General features: G+C 69.7%; 18 protein-coding genes. 8 read left to right on the top strand and 10 right to left on the bottom strand.

What is annotated here, in order from left to right:
* Positions 1 to 54: 54 nt before the first annotated feature.
* Positions 55 to 465, top strand: a complete 411-nt coding sequence (locus BUR28_RS11130) for a F0F1 ATP synthase subunit epsilon (protein ID WP_074220187.1) — start codon at positions 55 to 57, stop codon at positions 463 to 465.
* Positions 466 to 565: 100 nt separating this feature from the next.
* On the opposite strand, the gene BUR28_RS11125 is transcribed toward BUR28_RS11130, so the two are convergent.
* Positions 566 to 1,591 carry a ribose-phosphate pyrophosphokinase gene (locus tag BUR28_RS11125; protein ID WP_074220186.1) on the bottom strand — a complete coding sequence of 342 codons (1,026 nt, stop codon included), beginning with the start codon at positions 1,589 to 1,591 and terminating at the stop codon, positions 566 to 568.
* Positions 1,592 to 1,696: 105 nt separating this feature from the next.
* On the opposite strand from BUR28_RS11125, the gene BUR28_RS11120 reads away from it, so the two are divergent.
* Positions 1,697 to 2,296: a 2-hydroxychromene-2-carboxylate isomerase gene (locus BUR28_RS11120; RefSeq protein WP_074220185.1), complete on the top strand. Its 600-nt coding sequence runs from the start codon at positions 1,697 to 1,699 to the stop codon at positions 2,294 to 2,296.
* Positions 2,297 to 2,341: 45 nt separating this feature from the next.
* On the opposite strand, the gene BUR28_RS11115 is transcribed toward BUR28_RS11120, so the two are convergent.
* From BUR28_RS11115 to BUR28_RS11090, 6 genes are all read right to left on the bottom strand, one after another.
* Positions 2,342 to 3,436 (bottom strand): threonine aldolase family protein, encoded by a 1,095-nt coding sequence (locus BUR28_RS11115; protein ID WP_074220184.1) that lies wholly within the window; start codon positions 3,434 to 3,436, stop codon positions 2,342 to 2,344.
* 4 nt (positions 3,437 to 3,440) lie between these two features.
* Complete coding sequence (locus BUR28_RS11110) at positions 3,441 to 3,911, bottom strand: YcgN family cysteine cluster protein (protein WP_074221612.1); 471 nt, start codon at positions 3,909 to 3,911, stop codon at positions 3,441 to 3,443.
* Between the two features lie 5 nt (positions 3,912 to 3,916).
* The gene (locus tag BUR28_RS11105) at positions 3,917 to 4,876 is read right to left on the bottom strand and encodes a bifunctional riboflavin kinase/FAD synthetase (protein WP_074220183.1); all 960 of its coding nucleotides are present in this window, start codon (positions 4,874 to 4,876) and stop codon (positions 3,917 to 3,919) included.
* A 32-nt stretch (positions 4,877 to 4,908) separates the two neighbouring features.
* Positions 4,909 to 5,352, bottom strand: a complete 444-nt coding sequence (locus tag BUR28_RS11100; RefSeq protein WP_074220182.1) for a MaoC family dehydratase — start codon at positions 5,350 to 5,352, stop codon at positions 4,909 to 4,911.
* 197 nt (positions 5,353 to 5,549) lie between these two features.
* Positions 5,550 to 6,419, bottom strand: coding sequence for a TIGR01459 family HAD-type hydrolase (locus BUR28_RS11095; RefSeq protein ID WP_074220181.1), 870 nt, complete (start codon positions 6,417 to 6,419; stop codon positions 5,550 to 5,552).
* 46 nt (positions 6,420 to 6,465) lie between these two features.
* Positions 6,466 to 7,386, bottom strand: a complete 921-nt coding sequence (locus tag BUR28_RS11090; RefSeq protein ID WP_074220180.1) for a manganese-dependent inorganic pyrophosphatase — start codon at positions 7,384 to 7,386, stop codon at positions 6,466 to 6,468.
* 270 nt (positions 7,387 to 7,656) lie between these two features.
* Here BUR28_RS11090 and BUR28_RS11085 point away from each other — a divergent pair, with 270 nt between their 5' ends.
* The 5 genes from BUR28_RS11085 to xdhC all read left to right on the top strand — a co-directional run bounded on the left by BUR28_RS11085 (position 7,657) and on the right by xdhC (position 14,433).
* The gene (locus BUR28_RS11085; protein ID WP_074220179.1) at positions 7,657 to 7,944 is read left to right on the top strand and encodes a co-chaperone GroES; all 288 of its coding nucleotides are present in this window, start codon (positions 7,657 to 7,659) and stop codon (positions 7,942 to 7,944) included.
* A gap of 43 nt (positions 7,945 to 7,987) precedes the next feature.
* Positions 7,988 to 9,634 carry a chaperonin GroEL gene (groL, locus tag BUR28_RS11080; RefSeq protein ID WP_074220178.1) on the top strand — a complete coding sequence of 549 codons (1,647 nt, stop codon included), beginning with the start codon at positions 7,988 to 7,990 and terminating at the stop codon, positions 9,632 to 9,634.
* A gap of 185 nt (positions 9,635 to 9,819) precedes the next feature.
* Entirely contained in the window at positions 9,820 to 11,280 is a 1,461-nt protein-coding gene (xdhA, locus tag BUR28_RS11075; protein ID WP_074220177.1) for a xanthine dehydrogenase small subunit, read from the top strand.
* Positions 11,281 to 11,290: 10 nt separating this feature from the next.
* On the top strand, positions 11,291 to 13,609 hold the full coding sequence (xdhB, locus tag BUR28_RS11070; protein WP_074220176.1) for a xanthine dehydrogenase molybdopterin binding subunit: 2,319 nt from the start codon (positions 11,291 to 11,293) through the stop codon (positions 13,607 to 13,609).
* A complete protein-coding gene (gene xdhC, locus BUR28_RS11065; protein WP_074220175.1) occupies positions 13,606 to 14,433 on the top strand; it encodes a xanthine dehydrogenase accessory protein XdhC in 828 nt (275 codons plus the stop codon). The genes xdhB and xdhC overlap by 4 nt, the downstream gene beginning before the upstream one ends.
* 2 nt (positions 14,434 to 14,435) lie before the next feature.
* Here the strand turns inward: xdhC and BUR28_RS11060 are convergent, their stop codons facing one another.
* Positions 14,436 to 15,368, bottom strand: a complete 933-nt coding sequence (locus BUR28_RS11060) for a LysR substrate-binding domain-containing protein (RefSeq protein ID WP_074220174.1) — start codon at positions 15,366 to 15,368, stop codon at positions 14,436 to 14,438.
* A 189-nt stretch (positions 15,369 to 15,557) separates the two neighbouring features.
* Between BUR28_RS11060 and katG the strand changes: the two genes are divergently transcribed.
* Positions 15,558 to 17,732 carry a catalase/peroxidase HPI gene (katG, locus tag BUR28_RS11055; protein WP_074220173.1) on the top strand — a complete coding sequence of 725 codons (2,175 nt, stop codon included), beginning with the start codon at positions 15,558 to 15,560 and terminating at the stop codon, positions 17,730 to 17,732.
* Between the two features lie 63 nt (positions 17,733 to 17,795).
* Here katG and BUR28_RS11050 read toward each other — a convergent pair whose 3' ends face one another.
* Entirely contained in the window at positions 17,796 to 19,853 is a 2,058-nt protein-coding gene (locus BUR28_RS11050; protein WP_074220172.1) for a 3'-5' exonuclease, read from the bottom strand.
* Positions 19,832 to 20,230 carry a response regulator transcription factor gene (locus BUR28_RS11045; protein WP_074220171.1) on the bottom strand — a complete coding sequence of 133 codons (399 nt, stop codon included), beginning with the start codon at positions 20,228 to 20,230 and terminating at the stop codon, positions 19,832 to 19,834. The genes BUR28_RS11050 and BUR28_RS11045 overlap by 22 nt, the downstream gene beginning before the upstream one ends.
* Positions 20,231 to 20,233 lie beyond the last annotated feature (3 nt).

The raw sequence follows: 20,233 nt of genomic DNA, 5'->3' as shown, positions 1-20,233 counted from the left end.
TAAGGCGAAAGGCGCCGGACGGCTTCGCCCGGCGCCCGTTTCCAAGGAGGCAACATGGCCGACACGATGCAATTCGATCTCGTCGCGCCCGAGCGGCGCGTGGCCTCGGAACAGGCGACGCAGGTTGTCGTTCCGGGGTTCGAGGGCGACCTGACCGCGATGCCGCAGCACGTTCCGATGATCACCACGCTGCGGCCCGGTATCCTCGAGGTGTTCACCGACAAGGGCAGCCGGAAATTCGCCGTCACCGGCGGCTTCGCCGAGATCGCCGCCGACAGTGCCACCGTGCTGGCGGAGCGGTCGCTCCCGGTCGAGGACGTCACCAAGGAGATGCTGGACGAGTGGGTGGCAGAGGCCCGCGCCGCCCACGAAGAGGCCCATCCCGACGTGGTCGACGCGTCGGCCAAGATGCTGGCCGACATGGTGGCGATGGGCACCCATATGGGGTTCGAGCCGTCCACCTGAGCCGGACCCGCGACAACCGGTTGCGAAGGCCCCGTTTCGGCGGGGCCTTTTTCTTGGGCCGGCGTCGGGAAGACTGCGCCGGGGGCGCGGCTGGGGGCCGTCAGGCCCCGTTCGGCGCGTAGAGCCCTTCGTAGATCGGCGCCAGCGTCTCGTGCTCGAAGAGCGACGAGACCGAGGTGCCCTGCCAGATGTTCATGATCGCCTGGGCAAACAGCGGGGCGGTCGGCACGATGCGGATGTTGGGGCAGGCCGCGACCGGCTCGGTTGGCTGGATCGAATCCGTCACGACAACCGATTTGAGCCGCGACCCGGAGATGCGTTCAACCGCGGGGTCCGAGAACACGCCGTGGCTGATATAGGCATGGACTTCCGCCGCGCCCGCCTCGATCAGCTTGTCGGCGGCCTTGCAGAGCGTGCCGGCGGTGTCGCAAAGGTCGTCGACGATGAAGCAGATCTGGCCCTCGACCTCGCCGATCACCGTCATCTCAGCCACCTCGCCGGGCCGCGACCGGCGCTTGTCGACGATGGCGAGCCCCGCCCCGATCCGCTGCGCGAGTTCGCGGGCGCGGGCCACCCCGCCCACGTCGGGCGAAACCACGGTGATCTGGTCGCCGAGGCCGTTGAACTTGTGCGCGATGTCGAGCGCGAAGATCGGCGAGGCGTAAAGGTTGTCCACGGGGATGTCGAAGAAGCCCTGGATCTGGGCGGCGTGCAGGTCCATCGTCAGCACCCGTTCGATCCCGGCTTCGGTCAGCAGGTTCGCGACCAGTTTCGCGCTGATCGGCGTGCGCGCCTTGGTGCGGCGGTCCTGCCTGGCATAGCCGAAATAGGGGATCACGGCGGTGATCCGCGCCGCCGAGGACCGGCGCAGCGCGTCGGCCATGATCATCAGTTCCATCAGGTTGTCGTTCGCCGGGTTCGAGGTCGGCTGGATGATGAACATGTCCTCGCCGCGCACGTTCTCGTACACCTCGACGAAGATTTCCGCGTCGTTGAACCGCTCGACCCGCGCGTCGACGAGGCTGACATTCACCCCCCGGTGCATCGACATCCGCCGCGCGATGGCGGAGGCCAGCGGGCGGTTGGCATTGCCCGCAATCAGTTTCGGTTCGTGAATGTTGTGCATCGGCAGGGTCCCCGGGGCGTCGGATTCGTAACGGTCGCGTGACGTTGACAGCGCTTATCACCCGGTTACGGTCTTGAAAACCTAGTGCGTGGACGAGGCGGCAGCATGGCCCATATCGACTATTTCTTCACCGTGATCTCGCCCTTCTCCTACCTCGCGGGCCCTCGTCTGGAAGAGATCGCCGCCCGGCACGGGGCAACCGTCACCTACAAGCCCGTCGATCTCGTGGCGCTTTTCGCGCGCACCGGGGGCGTGCCGCCCGCCGAGCGGCCCGAGGGCCGGCAGGCCTACCGGCTGCAGGAGATTCGCAGGCAGGCGGCGAAGCGGGGCCTGCCCGTCACGCTCAGGCCCGCGCATTTCCCGACCAACGCGGCCCCGGCGGCCTACGCGATCATCGCGGCGCAGTCGGCGGGCGGCGGCGATCTGGGCGGGCTCGTCCACGGGCTGATGCGGGCGTGCTGGGCCGAGGAGAAAGACGTGGCCGGGGACGCGGTGATCCGCGACTGCCTGTCGGCCGCCGGGTTCGACCCCGCGCTGGCCGACAAGGGGTTGCTCGCGGGGGCCGAGGCCTATGCCGCCAACCTCGAAGAGGCGGCCGCCCGCGGCGTCTTCGGCGCGCCGTTCTACATCACCGACGGGGACGAACGGTTCTGGGGGCAGGACCGGCTGGAGGATCTCAACCTGCACCTGGCGGGCAAGCTCTGAGCCGCCCCCGCGGCCTCCGGGCAGGGGCCACGGGGCCGGGCCGGACTAGCCGTTGCCGTTCGGAACATGCACCGGATCGGGCTCTTCGCCGCCGTCGACAAGCGCCAGGAACGCGTCGATCTCCTCGTCGGTGGTGCACCACGAACAGACCAGCCGCGCCGAAAGCGGCACGTCGCCGGGCCCGTCGAGCGTTTGGTCCATCGGCCAGAGATAGTATTGCGCGCCGTCCTTCTGCGCCCGCCGATGTCCCTCGCGCGGCCAGGCGGCGAAGACGGAATTGGCCTCGGTCGGATGCAGAAGCGTGGCCCCGGGCAGCGCGGCCAGCCCGTCCGACAGCCGCGTCGCCGCCTCGTTGGCGCGGCCCGCGAGCTTCAGCCACAGGTCGTCCTTCATGTAGGCCGCCATCTGCGCCGAGAGATAGCGGTGTTTCGAGAACAGGTGCCCGCCGCGCTTGCGCCGCAGCTCGAACTCCCAGGCGCGGGTGGGGTCGAACAGCACCACCGCCTCCACCCCCATCAGCCCGTTCTTGGTGCCGCCGAAGGTCAGGACGTCGACGCCCGCCTTCCAGGTCATCTCGGCCGGTGTGCAGCCGGCGCGCACGACCGCGTTGCCGAACCGTGCGCCGTCCATGTGTACCGGCAGGCCGGCGGCGCGCGCCACGCCGCAGATCGCGGCGACCTCGTCGGGCGTGTAGACCGCGCCCGCCTCGGTCGCGTTGGTGATCGAGACCGCGCCGCGCTGCACGTTATGCACCCCCGCTCGCGCGGTGAACCCGATGGCGCGTTCCAGCGCGTCCGGGGCGATCTTGGCGTCGGCGCCCTCCAGCAGCGTCAGCTTGGCGCCGCCGGTGTAGAATTCCGGCGCGCCGCATTCGTCCTCTTCGACATGGGCGTTGCGGTGGCAGAAGACCGTCGCCCAGGGCGGGCAGAGACAGGCCAGCGCCAGCGCGTTCGCCGCGGTGCCCGTGGCCACGAGGTAAACCGCCGCCTCGGGCGCCTCGAAGGCGTCGCGGACCCTGTCCTGCACTTCCGCGGTCACGTGATCGGCGCCATAGGGCATGGCGTGGCCGTGATTGGCCTCGATCAGCGCCTCCAGCACCTGGGGCGGCACGGGCGAGCTGTTGTCGGAGGCGAAATGCATGGGCTCAAGGCTCCTCTTCGATCACGTGGTCTTCCCACTCCTCGACCGGAATATCGAACTCCGGCACTGTCCATCCCCTTACCGATACGCCCGCCCGGTGCACGGTTTCCGGATCGTCCGAGATCAGCGGGTGCCAGTCGAAAAGCGGCTTGCCCTCCCACAGCAGCCGATAGGCGCAGGTCGCCGGCATCCAGTAGGCGATCTCGGCGATGTTCGAGGGCTTCAGCACGACGCATTCCGGCACGATGGATTTGCGCACGTCGTAATGCGCGCAGCGGCAGGTCTCGTCGTCCAAGAGCCGGCAGGCGACGCGGGTGAAGACGACTTCGCCGGTATCGGCGTCCTCCAGCTTGTTCAGGCAGCACTTGCCGCAGCCGTCGCAGAGCGCCTCCCATTCCCGCGCGGTCATCTTCTTCAGCGGCACCCGTTCCCAGAAACGGGGGCGCAGGCCGGTGCGGTCGATGGGGTCGGTCATCGCGGTCACGGCCGCCAGGGGATGGGCGGTTCCTGGGCCAGGATTTCGCGGGCGCGCGCGCAGTCGCGGTCCATCTGGTCCACCAGCGCGTTGAGGCTGTCGAAGCGCAGCTCGTCGCGCAGGAACTCGACCAGCGCCACCGACAGGTGCGTGCCGTAAAGATCGCCCTCGAAGTCGAAGAGATAGGTTTCGCAATTGGGGACGTTCTCGCCGAACATCGGCCGCACGCCGATCGAGGCGGCCGCGTCATAGCTTCCCGCATGCGGGCCGGACAGCACGTCCACCTTGACCGCGTAGACCCCGAAGCGCGGCCGGTGCAGCCCGTGGGTCGACATGTTCGCCGTCGGATAGCCCAGCGCCCGCCCGCGCGCGTCGCCATGCAGCACTTCGCCCTCGATCCGGTGCCAGTGCCCCAGCATGCGCGCCGCGTCGCCCGGCCGGCCGTCGGTCAGCGCCCCGCGGATCGCCGTCGACGACACCTCGACCCCGTCATTCGCCAAGAGGTCGACCGATGTCACCCGAAAGCCCAGGTCGTCGCCGAACCGCTTGAGGTCGGCCACGTTGCCCGTGCGCCCCTTGCCGAAGCAGAAGTCGCGCCCGACCATCACATGGCTCAGGCCCAGCCCCTCGTGCAGCACCTCGCGGGCGAAGGCTTCGGGCGTGAGCCCCGCGAGCTTGGCGTCGAAGGGCAGCACGTAGAGGTGGTCGATCCCGAGCTTGGCCAGCCGGTTCGCGCGCGCCTCGGCGTTCATCAGCCGGAACGGCGCGGCGTCGGGGGTAAAGTATTCGCGCGGGTGCGGCTCGAAGGTCAGCACGCCCAGCGGCACGCCATGACGTTCGGCCTCGGCGCGCGCCGCCTCGATGACCGCGCGGTGGCCCAGGTGCACCCCGTCGAAATTGCCGATCGCGGCCACCGCCGCGCGTTCGCCATGGGGGGCGCCGGCCCATGTGGTGAAGGTCTGCATCGGCCCCCGATTGCACCGGGGGCAGCGCGGCGTCAATCGAATTTCTTGGTCGGCGCCAGAACCGTGGCCTCGCCCTTGAGCACCGGCTTGCCGTCGACAAGGCAGCGGGTGTCCAGCGTGACCCGGCGCTTTCCGTAGTCGATGGCCACCACCTCGACCTCGGCCACCACCACGTCGCCGGGGCGCACGGGGGCGAGGAATTTCAGGCTCTGGCCCATGTAGATCGTGCCGTGGCCGGGCAACTGCTCGCCGATCACCGCCGAGATCAGCCCCGCGGTCAGCATCCCGTGCGCAATGCGGCCCTCGAAGATGGTCTCCATCGCGTAGTCTTCGTCCAGATGCACCGGGTTCCGGTCGGTCGACACCTCGGCGAAAAGCTCGATATCCCGGTCGGTGACCTCTTTCCTGAGATGGCGGATCATGCCGATCTCGAGGTCCTCGATGCAAATCGTTCCGCGTGGCATGTTGTCCAGCATTTGCCGGTCTCCCGGTATCCGATGTTGCGGCGCAGCATAGCGAAGCGCCCGGAAGCGTGCAACGACGAAGAGTAATATATCGTTACAGCAGCGCCGACTGTCGCAACTTTGTTTCGCCGCATGGGGGCGGCCCTGCTACGGTCGCCCCGTGCGATCCCTTGCTGCCCCGGTCCTTCTGGCCGCCGCCCGCCCGGCGTTCAGCGCAGAAAGCCCATCGCGTAGGTCGGGCTGGCCATCTCGCGCGACAGGTAGGCCGACAGCGCGGCGGGGTTCGGGTCGCGGGTCGTGCGGGTTTCGGCCGCCGCGAGCCCGCCGGTGACGAACAGCGAATCGAGGTCCTCGCCAAGCGCGCCGCGGATATCGGTTGCGATCCCGTCGCCGATGCAGAGAATCGCGTGCTCGGGGACGTCGGCGACCTCGGCCAGGCGCTGCCGGGCGAGGTCGTAGATCGCGGGCTGGGGTTTGCCGAAATACAGGCTCTCGCCGCCCATCTCCTCGTAAAGCCGCGCCACCGCGCCGGCGCAGTATTCGCGCACCTCGCCCCGGTCCACCACGAGGTCGGGATTCGCGCAGAGAAGCTTCAGCCCCTTCTGCTTGGCGAACAGCAATTGCGGGCGCAGCTCGGCCGGGTCGGCATGGGTGTCGAACGGGCCGGTGCAGACGATTCCCTCGGCCTCGTCGAGCGACACGCGCTCGACCGCCACCGGGTCCTCGATGATATGCAGCGGCTCGAAGAACGTGAGGTCGGCTTCCGTTCCCATGTACCAGACCTTGCGCCCGACCGCGCCGCGCAACATCGCCGCCCGCGCCGCGTCGCCCGAGGTGGCGATGCTGTCCCAGCAATCGCGCGGCACCTCCAGCCGGGCGAGTTGCGCCTCGACGTCCTCGCGCGGCCGCGGCGCGTTGGTCAGCAGCACCACCGCGCCCCCGCCGGCCTTGTAGCGCTGCAGCGCGGAGACCGCCGCGGGGAACGCTTCGCGCCCGTTATGCAGGCACCCCCAGAGGTCGACGAAAAGCGCATCGTAGCGGCCCGACACCTCGTCGAGGCGGTCGATGATCCGGGTCATGGGCGGTCCTCGAAAAGCGGGCGCCCGGCGGGGCGCCCGGGATGGGTCAGACTTGCAGGTTCGGCAGGATCTGCTTTTTCCGGCTGACGATGCCGGGCAGCACCACGGTGTCGCCCGCGACCTTGGCCGCAAAGCTCTTCTCGGCCAGGCTCTTCACCAGGTCGTTCGGCACCAGCAGCGTGGCCTCCTCGCGCAGGATGTCCACGACGAACAGCAGCACCTGGTCGACGCCGTCCTCGGCCGCGACCGCCTTCATGCTCTCCATCAGGCTCGCCTTGCGCTCCAGCACCGTGGCGGGCGAGGTCGTTTCCAGAACGGAAACCCGGAATTTCTTGCCGCCGACCTCGTATTCCTTGGAGTCCATGCGCAGCAGTTCGGCATCGGAAAACGCCGACACGTCCGACTTGGCCGCGAACATCTCGGCCGCGTAGTCCGAGATCGACACGTCCAGGTCGGCCGCCAGCGTCTCGGCCAGCGCCTTGTCGGTATCGGTCGTGGTGGGCGAGCGGAATTCCAGCGTGTCGCTGAGGATGCAGGACAGCATCGCGCCCTTGATCTTCTCGGGCATCTTGGCGGCATCCGCGCCCATCAGGTCGTGCATGATCGTGGCGGTGCAGGCGACGGGGCGGACGGTGATGTCGATGGGCTGGCGCGTCTTGAGCCCGCCGACCAGCATGTGATGGTCGATCAGCGCCCGCACGTTGGCCTCGTTGATCTTCGCGGGCAGCTCGGCCGGGTTGTTGGTGTCGACGACGATCACGTCCTCGCCCGGCGCCACGTCCGCGATGATCTCCGGCTGGTCGAAGCCCCAGCGCTCCAGCACGAATTTCGCTTCGGTGTTGGGCTCGCCCAGCAGCTTGGCTTCGGCCGTCTCGCCCTTGATCTCGGTGAGATACCACGCCCAGATCAGCGGCGCGCCGGTGGAATCGGTGTCGGGGGCCTTGTGGCCGAAAATCTTGATTGTCATGGGAATGCGTCCGGTTCGTAGGGTCAGGATCCGGCGCCCTTATAGAGGGGGTGCGGGGCCTTGTCACCCGGGCGTCCGGGGTTTTCTGCGCTGCGGCATGGGCCGGTGTCCCGGCGCTCCGGCCGGCCCCCGCGCGGCCCGCTCTCGGGCGCGCTTTTTTTCGTGAGCGGGGCGCTTGACAGGGCAACGGCTGCCGCCTATCTCGGCGTCGTTAGCACTCATGGAGTGCGAGTGACAACCGTTCACATCTGAACCAAGGAGCGTTCGAAGATGGCATTCAAACCTCTCCACGACCGGGTCCTGGTCCGCCGGGTCGAAAGCGACGAGACCACCAAGGGCGGCCTGATCATCCCCGACAGCGCCAAGGAAAAACCGGCCGAAGGCGAAGTCATCGCCTGTGGCGAAGGCGCCCGCAAGGATTCGGGCGAACTGATCTCGATGGCGGTCAAGGAAGGCGACCGCGTGCTCTTCGGCAAGTGGTCGGGCACCGAGGTGACCCTCGACGGCGAAGAGCTGCTGATCATGAAGGAAAGCGACATCCTCGGCGTGATCGCCTGAGCCGTCGCCCCAAAGTAACAACCGAATTCCAGGAGCAAGCGAAATGGCTGCCAAGGACGTCAAGTTCGATACCGAAGCCCGCAACCGCATGCTGAAAGGCGTGAACACGCTGGCCGACGCGGTGAAGGTGACCCTCGGCCCCAAGGGCCGCAACGTGGTGCTGGAGAAATCCTTCGGTGCGCCGCGCATCACCAAGGACGGCGTGACCGTCGCCAAGGAGATCGAGCTCGAGGACAAGTTCGAGAACATGGGCGCGCAGATGGTCAAGGAAGTTGCCTCGCGCACCAATGACGAGGCCGGCGACGGCACCACCACCGCCACCGTGCTGGCCCAGGCCATCGTCAAGGAAGGCACCAAGGCCGTGGCCGCGGGCATGAACCCGATGGACCTCAAGCGCGGCATCGACCTGGCCACCGCCAAGGTCGTCGAGGCGATCAAGGCCGCCGCCCGCCCCGTCGAGAACTCCGACGAGGTCGCCCAGGTCGGCACCATCTCCGCCAACGGCGAGGCCGAGATCGGCCGCCAGATCGCCGACGCGATGCAGAAGGTCGGCAATGACGGCGTCATCACCGTCGAAGAGAACAAGGGCCTCGAGACCGAAACCGAAGTCGTCGAAGGCATGCAGTTCGATCGCGGCTACCTGTCGCCCTACTTCGTGACCAACCCCGACAAGATGATCGCGGATCTGGAAGACTGCATGATCCTGCTGCACGAGAAGAAGCTCTCGTCGCTGCAGCCGATGGTGCCCCTGCTCGAGCAGGTGATCCAGTCGCAGAAGCCGCTGCTGATCATCGCCGAGGATGTCGAAGGCGAAGCGCTGGCGACCCTCGTGGTCAACAAGCTGCGCGGCGGCCTCAAGATCGCGGCCGTCAAGGCGCCGGGCTTCGGCGACCGCCGCAAGGCCATGCTGCAGGACATCGCGATCCTGACCGGCGGCCAGGTGATCTCGGAAGATCTCGGCATGAAGCTCGAGAACGTCACCATGGACATGCTCGGCTCGGCCAAGAAGGTGTCGATCACCAAGGACGAGACCACCATCGTCGACGGCAATGGCGAGAAGTCCGAGATCGAGGCCCGCGTCGGCCAGATCCGTCAGCAGATCGAGGAGACCACTTCGGACTACGATCGCGAGAAGCTGCAGGAGCGGGTTGCCAAGCTGGCCGGTGGCGTTGCCGTCATCCGCGTCGGCGGCATGACCGAGGTCGAGGTGAAAGAGCGCAAGGACCGCGTCGATGACGCGCTTAACGCCACCCGCGCCGCGGTGCAGGAAGGCGTGATCGTGGGCGGCGGCGTCGCGCTCGTCCAGGGTGCCAAGGCGCTCGACGGCCTGACCGGCGCCAACGCCGACCAGGAAGCCGGCATCGCCATCGTGCGCCGCGCGCTCGAGGCGCCGCTGCGCCAGATCGCCGAGAACGCCGGCGTGGACGGCGCCGTGGTCGCGGGCAAGATCCGCGAGAGCGACGACCTGCATTTCGGCTTCAACGCCCAGACCGAAGAGTATGGCGACATGTTCTCCTTCGGCGTGATCGACCCGGCCAAGGTGACCCGCACCGCGCTGGAAGACGCGGCCTCGGTCGCCGGCCTGCTGATCACCACCGAGGCGATGGTGGCCGACAAGCCCGAGAAGAAGGACGCGGCCGGTGCCGGCGGCGGCATGCCCGACATGGGCGGCATGGGCGGCATGATGTAAGCCGATCCTTCGGAACCTATCGGAAGGGGCCGCGTCCGCGCGGCCCCTTTTTTATTCGGCCTGCGAAACGGGCATGCGTGACGCCCGGGCGGGCAGGGCGGGGCGCCCCGGGCCCGCACCTGCGAAAGCCTCTGTTTCACGGATGCGTTTCCCGCCCTACACTGAGGGGAACGGAGGAACGCGCCATGGGGTCACGTCGGGAAATCCGATTCCTGCTGAACGGGGACGAGGTCCGGCTGACGGAGGTCGGCGCCGAGGACATGGCGCTCGATTTCCTCCGCCTCGCCCGCCGCCTGACCGGCACCAAGGAGGGCTGCGCCGAGGGCGATTGCGGCGCCTGCACGGTTCTGGTGGGTCGGCTGGCCGAGGGCGATCTGGTCTACGAGCCCGTCAATGCCTGCATCCGCCCGCTGGCCACGCTCGACGGCTGTGCCGTGGTGACCGTCGAGCATCTGGCCGGGGCGGGCGGCGGGCTGCACCCGGTCCAGCAGGCGATGGTCGCCCATCACGGCAGCCAGTGCGGCTTCTGCACGCCGGGCATCGTCATGGCGCTGGCCGCGCTGCGGCTCTCGACGCCTGCGCCCACCGACGCCCAGATCGTCACCGCGCTGCAGGGCAATCTCTGCCGCTGCACCGGCTACGCCCCTATCCTGCGCGCCGCCCGCGCGATGGCCGGCTTCGGCGACCCCGCCGCCGACCCTCTGGAGACCGGCCGCGCCGATACCCGCGCCCGCCTCGCCGCGCTCGCCGACGGGGCGCGCGCCGAGGTCGCGCGCGCGGGCAGCCGGGCGATCCTGCCCGCCGATGTCGACGATCTCGCCGCCCTGCTGGACCAGCACCCCGAGGCCACCATCGTCGCGGGCGCCACGGATGTCGGGCTCTGGGTCACCAAGGCGCTGCGGCCGATCTCGCCCGCGATCTTCATCGGCCATCTGGCCGAGCTGCGCCGGATCGAGACGGAGGGCAGCGCGCTGCGGATCGGCGCCGCGGCGAGCTATGCCGAGACCCAAGGCGCGCTTGCGGCCGCCTTTCCGCACCTTTCCGCCTATTGGGACCGGATCGGCGGTCCGCAGGTCCGCGCGGCGGGCACTTTGGGGGGCAACATCGCCAACGGCTCGCCCATCGGCGACACGCCGCCCGCGCTGATCGCGCTCGGCGCCGAGGTGACGCTGCGCCGGGGCGCGGCGCACCGGACCCGGCCGCTGGAAGACTTCTTCCTCGATTACGGCACGCAGGACCGCGCCCCGGGCGAGTTCGTCGAGAGCCTCCGCGTGCCGCTCGCCGACCCCGCCACCCGCCACGCCGCCTACAAGATCTCCAAGCGCCGCGACGAGGACATTTCCGCACTCGCCGCCGGCTTCGCCGTCACCGTCGAGGACGGCACGATCACCGATGCCCGCCTCGCCTTCGGCGGTATGGCGGGCATCCCGAAACGCGCGGCCCATGCCGAGGCGGCGCTGGTCGGCCGGCCCTGGGCCGAGGCCACGCTGCTGGCCGCCGCCGCGGAGCTTCCCCGTGACTTCACGCCCCTCACCGACTGGCGCGCCTCGGCCGACTACCGGATGCGCGTGGCCCGAAACCTGTTCCGCCGGTTCTGGCTCGACCACGCGCCCGGGCCCAGAGAACCGCGGCTGGAAATGGCATGAGGGGGCGGCGATGAAGAAAGACGTCGAGATCCGTGGCGCGGTCCACCGGGGCCTGGCCCACGACTCCGCCGAAAAGCATGTCACCGGCCGGGCCGAGTATACCGACGACATCCCCGAACCCGCCGGCACCCTCCATGCCTGTCTCGGCCTCTCCACCGTGGCGCGCGGGCGCCTGAAAGGGCTCGACCTCGCCCGGGTGCGCACCGCACCCGGCGTCGTCGGTGTGCTGACGGCCGCCGACATTCCGGGCCTCAACGACATCAGCCCCACCGGCCGCCGCGACGAACCCGTCTTCCCCGAGAAAGAGGTGGCCTTCCACGGCCAGCCGCTCTTCGCCGTGATCGCCGAAACCCGCGACGCCGCCCGCCGCGCCGCCCTTCTGGCCGAGGCGGAAATCGACCCGCTGCCCGCCGCGATCAGCATCGAACAGGCGCTGGAAGCGGACTACCCGGACGTCACCCCGCCCCTGACCCTCGAACGCGGCGCGGTGGCCCCGGCGCTCGCCGCCGCGCCCCGCCGCCTTGCCGGACGGATGACGGTGGGCGGGCAGGACCACATGTATCTGGAAGGCCAGATCGCCTTCGCGCATCCGGGCGAGGATGACGAGGTGGTGGTCCATGCCTCCACCCAGCACCCGACCGAGGTGCAGCAGATGGTGGCCCAGGTGCTGGGCGTGCCGGCGAACGCGGTGGTGGTGAATGTCCGCCGGATGGGCGGCGGCTTCGGCGGCAAGGAAACCCAGATGAACATCTTCTGCGTGGTCGCGGCACTCGCTGCGAAGCGCTGGAACCGCCCGGTCAAGATCCGCCCCGACCGCGACCAGGACATGATCGCCACCGGCAAGCGCCACGATGTCCTGATCGACTACGAGGTCGGTTTCGACGAGGCCGGGATCATCCACGCCGTCGACGCCACGGTGGCCGCCCGCTGCGGCTTCTCCGCCGACCTCTCGGGCCCGGTGACGGACCGCGCACTGTTCCACGCCGATAACGGCTATTTCTACCCCGCGGTGCGGCTCCGCTCGCGCCCGGTGAAGACCGACACCGTCTCCAACACCGCCTTCCGCGGCTTCGGCGGTCCGCAGGGCATGATGGCCGCCGAGCGCATCGTCGAGGAGATCGCCTACGCTCTGGGCCGCGATCCCCTCGACGTCAGGAAAGCCAATTTCTACCGCGCGGGCCGCGACCTCACGCCCTATCACCAGCGGGTCGAGGACAACATCCTGCCGCGCCTGGTCGACGAGCTGGAGGCGAGCGCCGACTACGCCGCCCGCCGCGCCGCGATCCTGAGGCACAACGCGCGCGGCACGGTGATCGCCAGGGGCATCGCGCTCACCCCGGTCAAGTTCGGCATTTCCTTCACCGCGACCCATTACAACCAGGCCGGCGCGCTGATCCATGTCTACAAGGACGGCTCGATCCACCTGAACCACGGCGGCACCGAGATGGGGCAGGGGCTCAACACCAAGGTCGCGCAGGTGGTGGCCGACGCCTTCCAGGTGGATATCGACCGCATCCGCATCACCAAGACCACCACCGAGAAGGTGCCGAACACCTCCGCCACCGCGGCCTCCTCGGGGTCGGATCTCAACGGCATGGCCGCGCTGGATGCCGCGGAGCAGATCAAGGCCCGCCTCGCGGCCTTCGCCGCCGAAACCCGCGGCGTCGCGCCGGGCGAGGTGCGCTTCGCCCCGGGCGAGCTGCGCATCGGGGCCGAGGCCGTGCCCTTCGACCGCATCGTGCACGAGGCCTATATGGCGCGCGTCCACCTGTCCGCGGCGGGGTTCTACCGCACGCCCGACATCCACTGGGACCGCGAGGCGGGGCAGGGGCGGCCGTTCTACTACTTCGCTTACGGCGCGGCCTGTTCCGAGGTCTCGGTCGACACGCTGACCGGCGAGACAAGCGTGACCCGGGTCGACATCCTGCACGACGCGGGCCGGTCGCTGAACCCCGCCATCGATCTCGGCCAGGTCGAGGGCGGGTTCGTCCAGGGGATGGGCTGGCTGACCACCGAGGAGCTCTGGTGGGACGCGCACGGCGCGCTTCGCACCCACGCGCCGTCCACCTACAAGATCCCGCTCGCCTCGGATGTGCCGCCGATCTTCAACGTGACGCTGGCCGACTGGTCGGAAAACCGCGAGATGACGATCAAGCGGTCCAAGGCGGTGGGCGAGCCGCCCTTCATGCTGGCGATGTCGGTCTTCGAGGCGATTTCCATGGCCGTGGCCTCCGTCGCCGATTACCGCGAATGCCCGCGTCTCGACGCACCCGCCACGCCGGAACGCGTGCTGATGGCCGTCGAGCGGCTGCGCGGGGCCGGGCCATGACGAACCCCGCGCTTCAGGCCTTCCTCGCCGCCCATCCCGACGCCGTGCTGGTGCGGCTGCAGGCGGCGCAGGGCTCGGTGCCGCGCGAGGCCGGGGCCTGGATGCTGGTCGCCGCCGACACCGGTTTCGGCACCATCGGCGGCGGGCGCCTGGAGCATGCGGCGATGGCGGCGGCGCGCGAGATGCTGGGGACAGGCGCCGCCGAGCGCCGGCTCGACGTGGCGCTCGGCCCGGAAAGCGGCCAGTGCTGCGGGGGGCGGGCGACGGTTGCCCTCCGCCGCCTGGACCCGGCGCGCGCGGCGGACCTCCTGCGCAGGGCGGACCCCGACCGCCCCGAAATCCATATCCTCGGCGCGGGCCATGTCGGCCGCGCGCTCGCCACCGCGCTCGCGCCGCTGCCGGTCCGGACCATCCTGGTCGACAGCCGCGCGGACCAGCTCGACCTCGCGCCCGACACGGCCGAACGCCGCCTGACCCCGCTCCCCGAGGCCGAGATCCGCGCGGCCCGCCCCGGCAGCGCCTTCGCCGTGATGACCCATGACCACGGGCTCGACTTCACGCTGACCGCCGAGGCGCTCTCGCGCGGCGATGCCGCCTATGTCGGGATGATCGGCTCGGCCACCAAGCGCGCGCGGCTTTTGCGCCATCTCGCCGCGCAGGCGCCCGGCGCGGACGCCTCTGCCCTGACCTGCCCGATCGGGGCGGCGGGCGCGGGCGACAAGCGGCCCGCGGTGATCGCGGCCTTTACCGCGGCCGAGATCATGGCGGCGCTGAACGGGGCAGAGCGCGCCACGGCCGGGGCCGCGCTGGCCGGCACGGGGTAAGCTCAGGCGGCCGGCGCCGCCTCGGCCGCCAGCGCCGCATCGCGCACCGTCTCGCCCGCCTCGCGGACCGCCTCGGCCACCTGCATCAGCTGCCCGGCGAGCGGGCTCGACCTGCGCCAGATCATCCCCACCGTGCGCGCGGGCTCGGGGGCCGCGAAGCGTGCGACCGACACCGGGGCCGAGCGCGTCTCGACCGGCACCGCCATCTCGGGGATTAGCGTCACCCCGAGCCCCGCGCCCACCATCTGCACCAGCGTCGCCAGCGCGCTGCCCTCCAGCCCCTCCTGCGGCCGCCCGGCGCCGATATTGCAGAAGGACAGCGCCTGGTCGCGGAAGCAGTGGCCTTCCTCCAGCAGCAGCAGGCGCATGCCCCTGAGCGCCTCGGGCGCGGGCACCGGCGCATCGGCCTCCCCCGCCGGGCGGACCAGCAGCATCCGCTCGGTGAACAGCGCGACCTCGGCGAAGGCGGGCTCGGACACCGGCAGCGCGACCAGCGCGGTGTCGATCCGGCCCTCGTCCAGCTCCTGCACCAGCCGGGGCGTCAGGGTCTCGCGCACATGCACGTCCAGCCGGGGATGGCGCCGCGTCAGCGCACCCAGCAGACTCGGTAAAAGATAGGGCGCGATGGTGGGAATCACCCCGATCCGCAAGGGCCCGGCCAGGTCCTCGCGCGCCGCGCGCGCCAGGTCGCCCAGATCGTCCACCGCGCGCAGGATCTCGCGGGCGCGCAGCGCGAACTCCTCGCCGAAGCGCGTCAGCCGCACCGCGCGCGGGCCCCGTTCGAAGAGCCCCGTGCCCAGCGACGCCTCCAGGTCTTTGATCTGCACCGACAATGCCGGCTGCGAGATTGCGCAGGCCTCGGCGGCACGCCCGAAATGGCCATGCCGCGCCAGCGCCTCGAAATAGCGGAGCTGCTTCAGGGTGAGGTTTCTCATAAGCGCAGGCTATCGCAGCAATGAAAAAATGCAACTTTTCCAAATGCGGAGACCTTGCTAGAACGATTCTAGGAGGATATGCGGACAGCAGCGGTTCCCGGGCCAAGGATGCCCGGGCCCCAGGGCGCCAGCGGCGCCGCGGTCCGCATGGCCGCCCACAGTCGAACACGCAAGAAAGCGGAGAGAGCAATGGACGGAGAAGATATCGGCCTGAAAGGCAAGTGCCCGGTCATGCATGGCGGGCTGACCTCGCTGGGCACCTCGAACCTGGGGTGGTGGCCGAACGCGCTGAACCTCGACATCCTGCACCAGCACGACACCAAGACCGACCCGATGGGCCGGGGTTTCGACTACCGCAAGGAACTTGAAAAGCTCGACGTCGACGCGCTCAAATCCGATCTCCGCGCGCTGCTGACCGACAGCCAGGACTGGTGGCCGGCCGACTGGGGCCATTACGGCGGTCTGATGATCCGCATGGCCTGGCACGCGGCGGGGTCCTACCGGCTCGCCGACGGCCGCGGCGGCGGCGGCACCGGCAACCAGCGTTTCGCGCCGCTGAACTCCTGGCCCGACAATGTCAGCCTCGACAAGGCGCGCCGGCTGCTGTGGCCGATCAAGAAGAAATACGGCAACGCCGTCAGTTGGGCCGACCTCATCATCCTCGCCGGCAACGTCGCCTACGAGGACATGGGGCTCAAGACCTTCGGCTTCGCCTTCGGGCGCGAGGATATCTGGCACCCCGAGAAGGACACCTACTGGGGCGCCGAGAAGGAATGGCTCGCCCCGTCGGACGAGCGTTACGACAGCGTGGAGAACCCCGCGACCATGGAAAACCCGCTGGCCGCGGTGCAGATGGGCCTGATCTACGTGAACCCCGAAGGCGTGAACGGCCAGCCCGACCCGCTCAAGACCGCCGAGCAGGTGCGCGAGACCTTCAAGCGCATGGCGATGAACGACGAGGAGACCGCGGCGCTGACCGCGGGCGGCCACACCGTCGGCAAGTGCCACGGCAACGGCGATGCGGCGGCGCTGGGCCCCGAGCCGGAAGCCGCCGGCCCCGAATCCCAGGGCTTCGGCTGGGCGAACGCGGCGATGGGCGGCAAGGCGGCGAACGCCGTGACCTCGGGCATCGAGGGCGCCTGGACGACCAACCCGACGACGTTCGACCAGGGCTATTTCGAGATGCTGCTGGACCACGAGTGGGAGCTGAAGAAAAGCCCCGCCGGCGCCTGGCAGTGGGAACCGGTCGAGATCGCCGAGGAGGACAAGCCGGTCGATGCCTCCGACCCGTCCAAGCGGCACAACCCGATCATGACCGACGCCGACATGGCGATGAAGATGGACCCGACCTACCGGTCCTACATGGAGAAGTTCCGCGCCGACCCGGCCTATTTCCAGGACACCTTCGCGCGCGCCTGGTTCAAGCTGACCCATCGCGACATGGGCCCCAAGGTGCGCTATGTCGGCCCCGAGGTGCCGCAAGAGGACCTGATCTGGCAGGACCCGATCCCGGCCGGCCCCACCGGCTATGACGTGGACGCGCTCAAGGCGAAGATCGCCGACAGCGGGCTTTCCGTCCCCGAGATGGTCGCCACCGCCTGGGACAGCGCGCGCACCTATCGCGGCTCCGACATGCGGGGCGGGGCCAACGGCGCGCGCATCCGGCTCGCCCCCCAGAAGGACTGGGACGGCAACGAGCCCGAGCGCCTGCAAAAAGTCCTCTCGGTGCTGGAACCGATCGCGGCCCAAGCGGGCGCAAGCCTCGCCGACGCGATCGTGCTCGCGGGCAATGTCGGGATTGAGCAGGCGGCCAGGGCCGCGGGCTTCGACGTCACGGTGCCCTTCGCGCCGGGACGGGGCGACGCCAGTGACGAGATGACCGACGCCGAATCCTTCGAGGTGCTGGAACCGGTGGCCGACGGCTACCGCAACTGGCTCAAGAAGGATTACGTGGTCAGCCCCGAGGAACTGATGCTGGACCGGACCCAGCTCCTGGGCCTCACGGCGCCGGAAATGACCGCGCTGGTCGGCGGCATGCGGGTGCTCGGCACCAATCACGGCGGCACGAAGCACGGCGTCTTCACCGACCGCGAAGGGGCGCTCACCAACGACTTCTTCGTGAACCTCACCGACATGGGGAACGAGTGGAAGCCGGCGGAAGGCAATGTCTACGAAATCCGCGACCGCAAGTCCGGCGACGTGAAATGGACGGCGACGCGGGTGGACCTGGTCTTCGGGTCCAACTCGATCCTGCGCGCCTATGCCGAGGTCTATGCCCAGGACGACAGCGAGGCGAAATTCGTCGACGACTTCGTCGCGGCCTGGACCAAGGTGATGAACGCCGACCGGTTCGACATCGCCTGAGCCGCGTGACGTGACAGTGGCGGCGGCGCGGGGCTCTCGCGCCGCCGCTTGCCGTTCCGGGCCTCAGTAGCTTTGCGCCCGGCGGATCCGGTGCATCTCGTCGCTGCGCGCCAGCGCCTGGCCCAGCGTGCGGATGCCGGCGCCGTCCAGCACCCCCAGCATGTGGCGGAACACCTCGGCCGTGGCCAGCGCGTCGCCCAGCGCGGTATGCCGGTGCTCGGGCGGCAGAACCACCCCGAACCGCCCGACGAGCGCGTCCAGCGTGTGGTCGTTCGCATTGGGAAACAGCGCCGCCGACAGCAGCACGGTGCACAGCGTCGGCTGGTCGAAGCTCAGTCCCAGCCGCGCCTCCTTGCGCTTGAGAAACGCCATGTCGAAGGCCGCGTTATGCGCGACCAGCACCGAGTCCTCGGAAAACGCGTGGAACCGGCGCCCGGCCTCGGCGATATCGGGCGCGCCCTGCACGCGGGCGGCGTCGATCCCGTGCACCGCGGTCGAGGCGGCGGGGATCGGCCGCCCGGGGTCCACCAGCGTCTCGAACACCTCGCCGCGCAGGATGCGGCCATTGACGATGCGCACGCCCGCGATCTGCACGATCTCGTCGCCCGCGGCGGGCGCCAGGCCGGTGGTCTCGGTGTCGAACACCACGAAGCGCAGGTCGCAAAGCGGCCGGTCCACCAGCTCGTCCGACACCGACGGCGGCAGGGTGAAATCGTAGAATTCCGGGCGCGGATCGGACGGCGTCAGCTGCGGCTTGTCCGCGGCCTTCAGCGGCAGCACCAGCCGGTGCCCGTGCCCGCAGGGTTCGGCCCACATCTCGGTCGCGTGGCCTTCCAGCGCATCGCGGCCGATATACTGCCCGTAGCCGTCCGACAGCGGCGCCGAGAGCCAGCGGTCGAGGTCGCCGTCGGGAAGCGCGTCGCCCTCCCAGCGCAGGCTGAGGCAGACCTCGTCCTCGCACCGTTCGGCGCTGAGCTCGAGCGCCCGGCGGCTGCCGGAGGACTGCAACCCTTCGAGGACGCGCGCCAGCAGCTCGCTCACCGCGAAGCCGTCGCAGCGCAGGAACTGCCGCGCGCCCGCGATGCGCAAGGCGCCCTGCAGGCGGGCCTGCAGCGCGTCGAAGATGTCGTCCGAGGCGACCGCCGGCATCGGCCAGTGCCGCGCCGTCGCCGCGCCATGGCGTTCGGCCACCTCGTGCAGCCGCACCGCCAGCGCGCCCTGTTCGCGGCGCAACTGCCGGAAGAAGGTCGTGCGCGCGTCGGCCGCCATGTCCGGGTCGGACTCGATCGCGTCGATCAGCGCGCCGATGGCCGCCGTGGGCCGGCGCACGTTTTCCAGCAGCGTGTTGAACAGGTGGTCGCGCTCGGCATGGGCGTCGAGATCCTCGGTCGCGTCGTGGAAGATGAGAACATAGCCGACGCGCGCGCCGTCGACCGCGATTGGGCTGACGCGCGCCATCAGGAACCGCTCGCCGCAGGCGGTGGCGGCGAGGAAGCGTTCGGCCTCCACCTCGCCGCGCGCGGCGCGCGCGCCCAGCCGGTCCAACGCATGGGTCAACGGCTCGGGCCTGAGAAACGCGGTCAGCGACCGGTCGAGCCCCAGATCGCCCAGAAGCCCCTGCGCCGCCCGGTTATACAGCATGATCCGGTGGTCCGGGGTGGCCACCACCACCCCCTCGGCGAGATCGCGCAACAGCGCCTCGAACATCGCCTTCTCGCGGTTCAGGCTCGCGGTCTTCTCGGCCACCGCGCGCTCCTGCGCGTCGCGGGTCTCGGCGAGCGCATCGTGGATCGCGTTCGCCGCGGGCGCCAGGGCGCCCAGATATTTCGCCTCGCTTTCGTCGATATCGGCGTCGATATCGGCCCGCGCCCGCGTGGTCAGTTCGTCGGCCAGCGCCAGGATCGGGCGGGCCACGTTCTCGTCGAACATCAGCGCCACCCACGCGGCCAGCCCGGCCAGGCCGAGCCCCGCCACGAGGCCCGCGATCACATAGCCCTCCACCGGCCCGCCGGCGCGTGCGTGTCCGAGCCAGAGGCCCAGGATCAAGGCGGCGAGCCCGCCGGCGGCAAGCGCGGCGAAGAACAGCGCGAACCGGGTTCTCAGCCCGAATCGTTCATGCATCCACCCTCTCCTCCCAACAACGCGCGGATCTGGGCCGTCAGATCCGCGGTCGCGAAGGGCTTGGTCAGGAACGCATCCGCCCCGAGTGCCAGCCCCTTGCGCCGCTCGACCTCTCCACCGCGCGCCGTCATCATCAGGACCTTAACATCTTTCAGGTCCTCGTCGCGCCGGATCGACTGGCAGATCTCGTAGCCAGAGCGGTGCGGCAGCATCACGTCCAGCACCACCAGATCCGGCGGCGCCTCCTCCAGCGCCTTCATCGCGGCCTCGCCATCGGCGACGCGCCGCGTGTCATAGCCCTCGCGCGCGATGAGGTATTCCAGCGCGATGGCGATCCCGTCCTCGTCCTCGGCCAGCAGAACGCTCTTCCGCGCCATGCG

This window comes from Rhodovulum sp. ES.010 (assembly GCF_900142935.1).
Classification (GTDB): Bacteria; Pseudomonadota; Alphaproteobacteria; order Rhodobacterales; family Rhodobacteraceae; genus Rhodovulum.
Note: the sequence above shows the minus strand (reverse complement) of the source record. Positions and strands in the feature narration are given on the sequence as shown.

Bases quoted from the DNA above. Each gene is read 5' to 3' on its own strand.
- katG (WP_074220173.1), top strand. From the start codon at position 15,558: ATGGACGGAGAAGATATCGGCCTGAAAGGCAAGTGCCCGGTCATGCAT.
- BUR28_RS11115 (WP_074220184.1), bottom strand. From the start codon at position 3,436: ATGCATTTCGCCTCCGACAACAGCTCGCCCGTGCCGCCCCAGGTGCTG.
- BUR28_RS11130 (WP_074220187.1), top strand. From the start codon at position 55: ATGGCCGACACGATGCAATTCGATCTCGTCGCGCCCGAGCGGCGCGTG.
- BUR28_RS11095 (WP_074220181.1), bottom strand. From the start codon at position 6,419: ATGACCCGGATCATCGACCGCCTCGACGAGGTGTCGGGCCGCTACGAT.
- BUR28_RS11105 (WP_074220183.1), bottom strand. From the start codon at position 4,876: ATGCAGACCTTCACCACATGGGCCGGCGCCCCCCATGGCGAACGCGCG.
- BUR28_RS11085 (WP_074220179.1), top strand. From the start codon at position 7,657: ATGGCATTCAAACCTCTCCACGACCGGGTCCTGGTCCGCCGGGTCGAA.
- xdhC (WP_074220175.1), top strand. From the start codon at position 13,606: ATGACGAACCCCGCGCTTCAGGCCTTCCTCGCCGCCCATCCCGACGCC.
- BUR28_RS11110 (WP_074221612.1), bottom strand. From the start codon at position 3,911: ATGACCGACCCCATCGACCGCACCGGCCTGCGCCCCCGTTTCTGGGAA.
- BUR28_RS11120 (WP_074220185.1), top strand. From the start codon at position 1,697: ATGGCCCATATCGACTATTTCTTCACCGTGATCTCGCCCTTCTCCTAC.
- xdhB (WP_074220176.1), top strand. From the start codon at position 11,291: ATGAAGAAAGACGTCGAGATCCGTGGCGCGGTCCACCGGGGCCTGGCC.
- BUR28_RS11125 (WP_074220186.1), bottom strand. From the start codon at position 1,591: ATGCACAACATTCACGAACCGAAACTGATTGCGGGCAATGCCAACCGC.
- BUR28_RS11100 (WP_074220182.1), bottom strand. From the start codon at position 5,352: ATGCTGGACAACATGCCACGCGGAACGATTTGCATCGAGGACCTCGAG.
- BUR28_RS11045 (WP_074220171.1), bottom strand. From the start codon at position 20,230: ATGGCGCGGAAGAGCGTTCTGCTGGCCGAGGACGAGGACGGGATCGCC.
- xdhA (WP_074220177.1), top strand. From the start codon at position 9,820: ATGGGGTCACGTCGGGAAATCCGATTCCTGCTGAACGGGGACGAGGTC.
- BUR28_RS11090 (WP_074220180.1), bottom strand. From the start codon at position 7,386: ATGACAATCAAGATTTTCGGCCACAAGGCCCCCGACACCGATTCCACC.
- groL (WP_074220178.1), top strand. From the start codon at position 7,988: ATGGCTGCCAAGGACGTCAAGTTCGATACCGAAGCCCGCAACCGCATG.
- BUR28_RS11050 (WP_074220172.1), bottom strand. From the start codon at position 19,853: ATGCATGAACGATTCGGGCTGAGAACCCGGTTCGCGCTGTTCTTCGCC.
- BUR28_RS11060 (WP_074220174.1), bottom strand. From the start codon at position 15,368: ATGAGAAACCTCACCCTGAAGCAGCTCCGCTATTTCGAGGCGCTGGCG.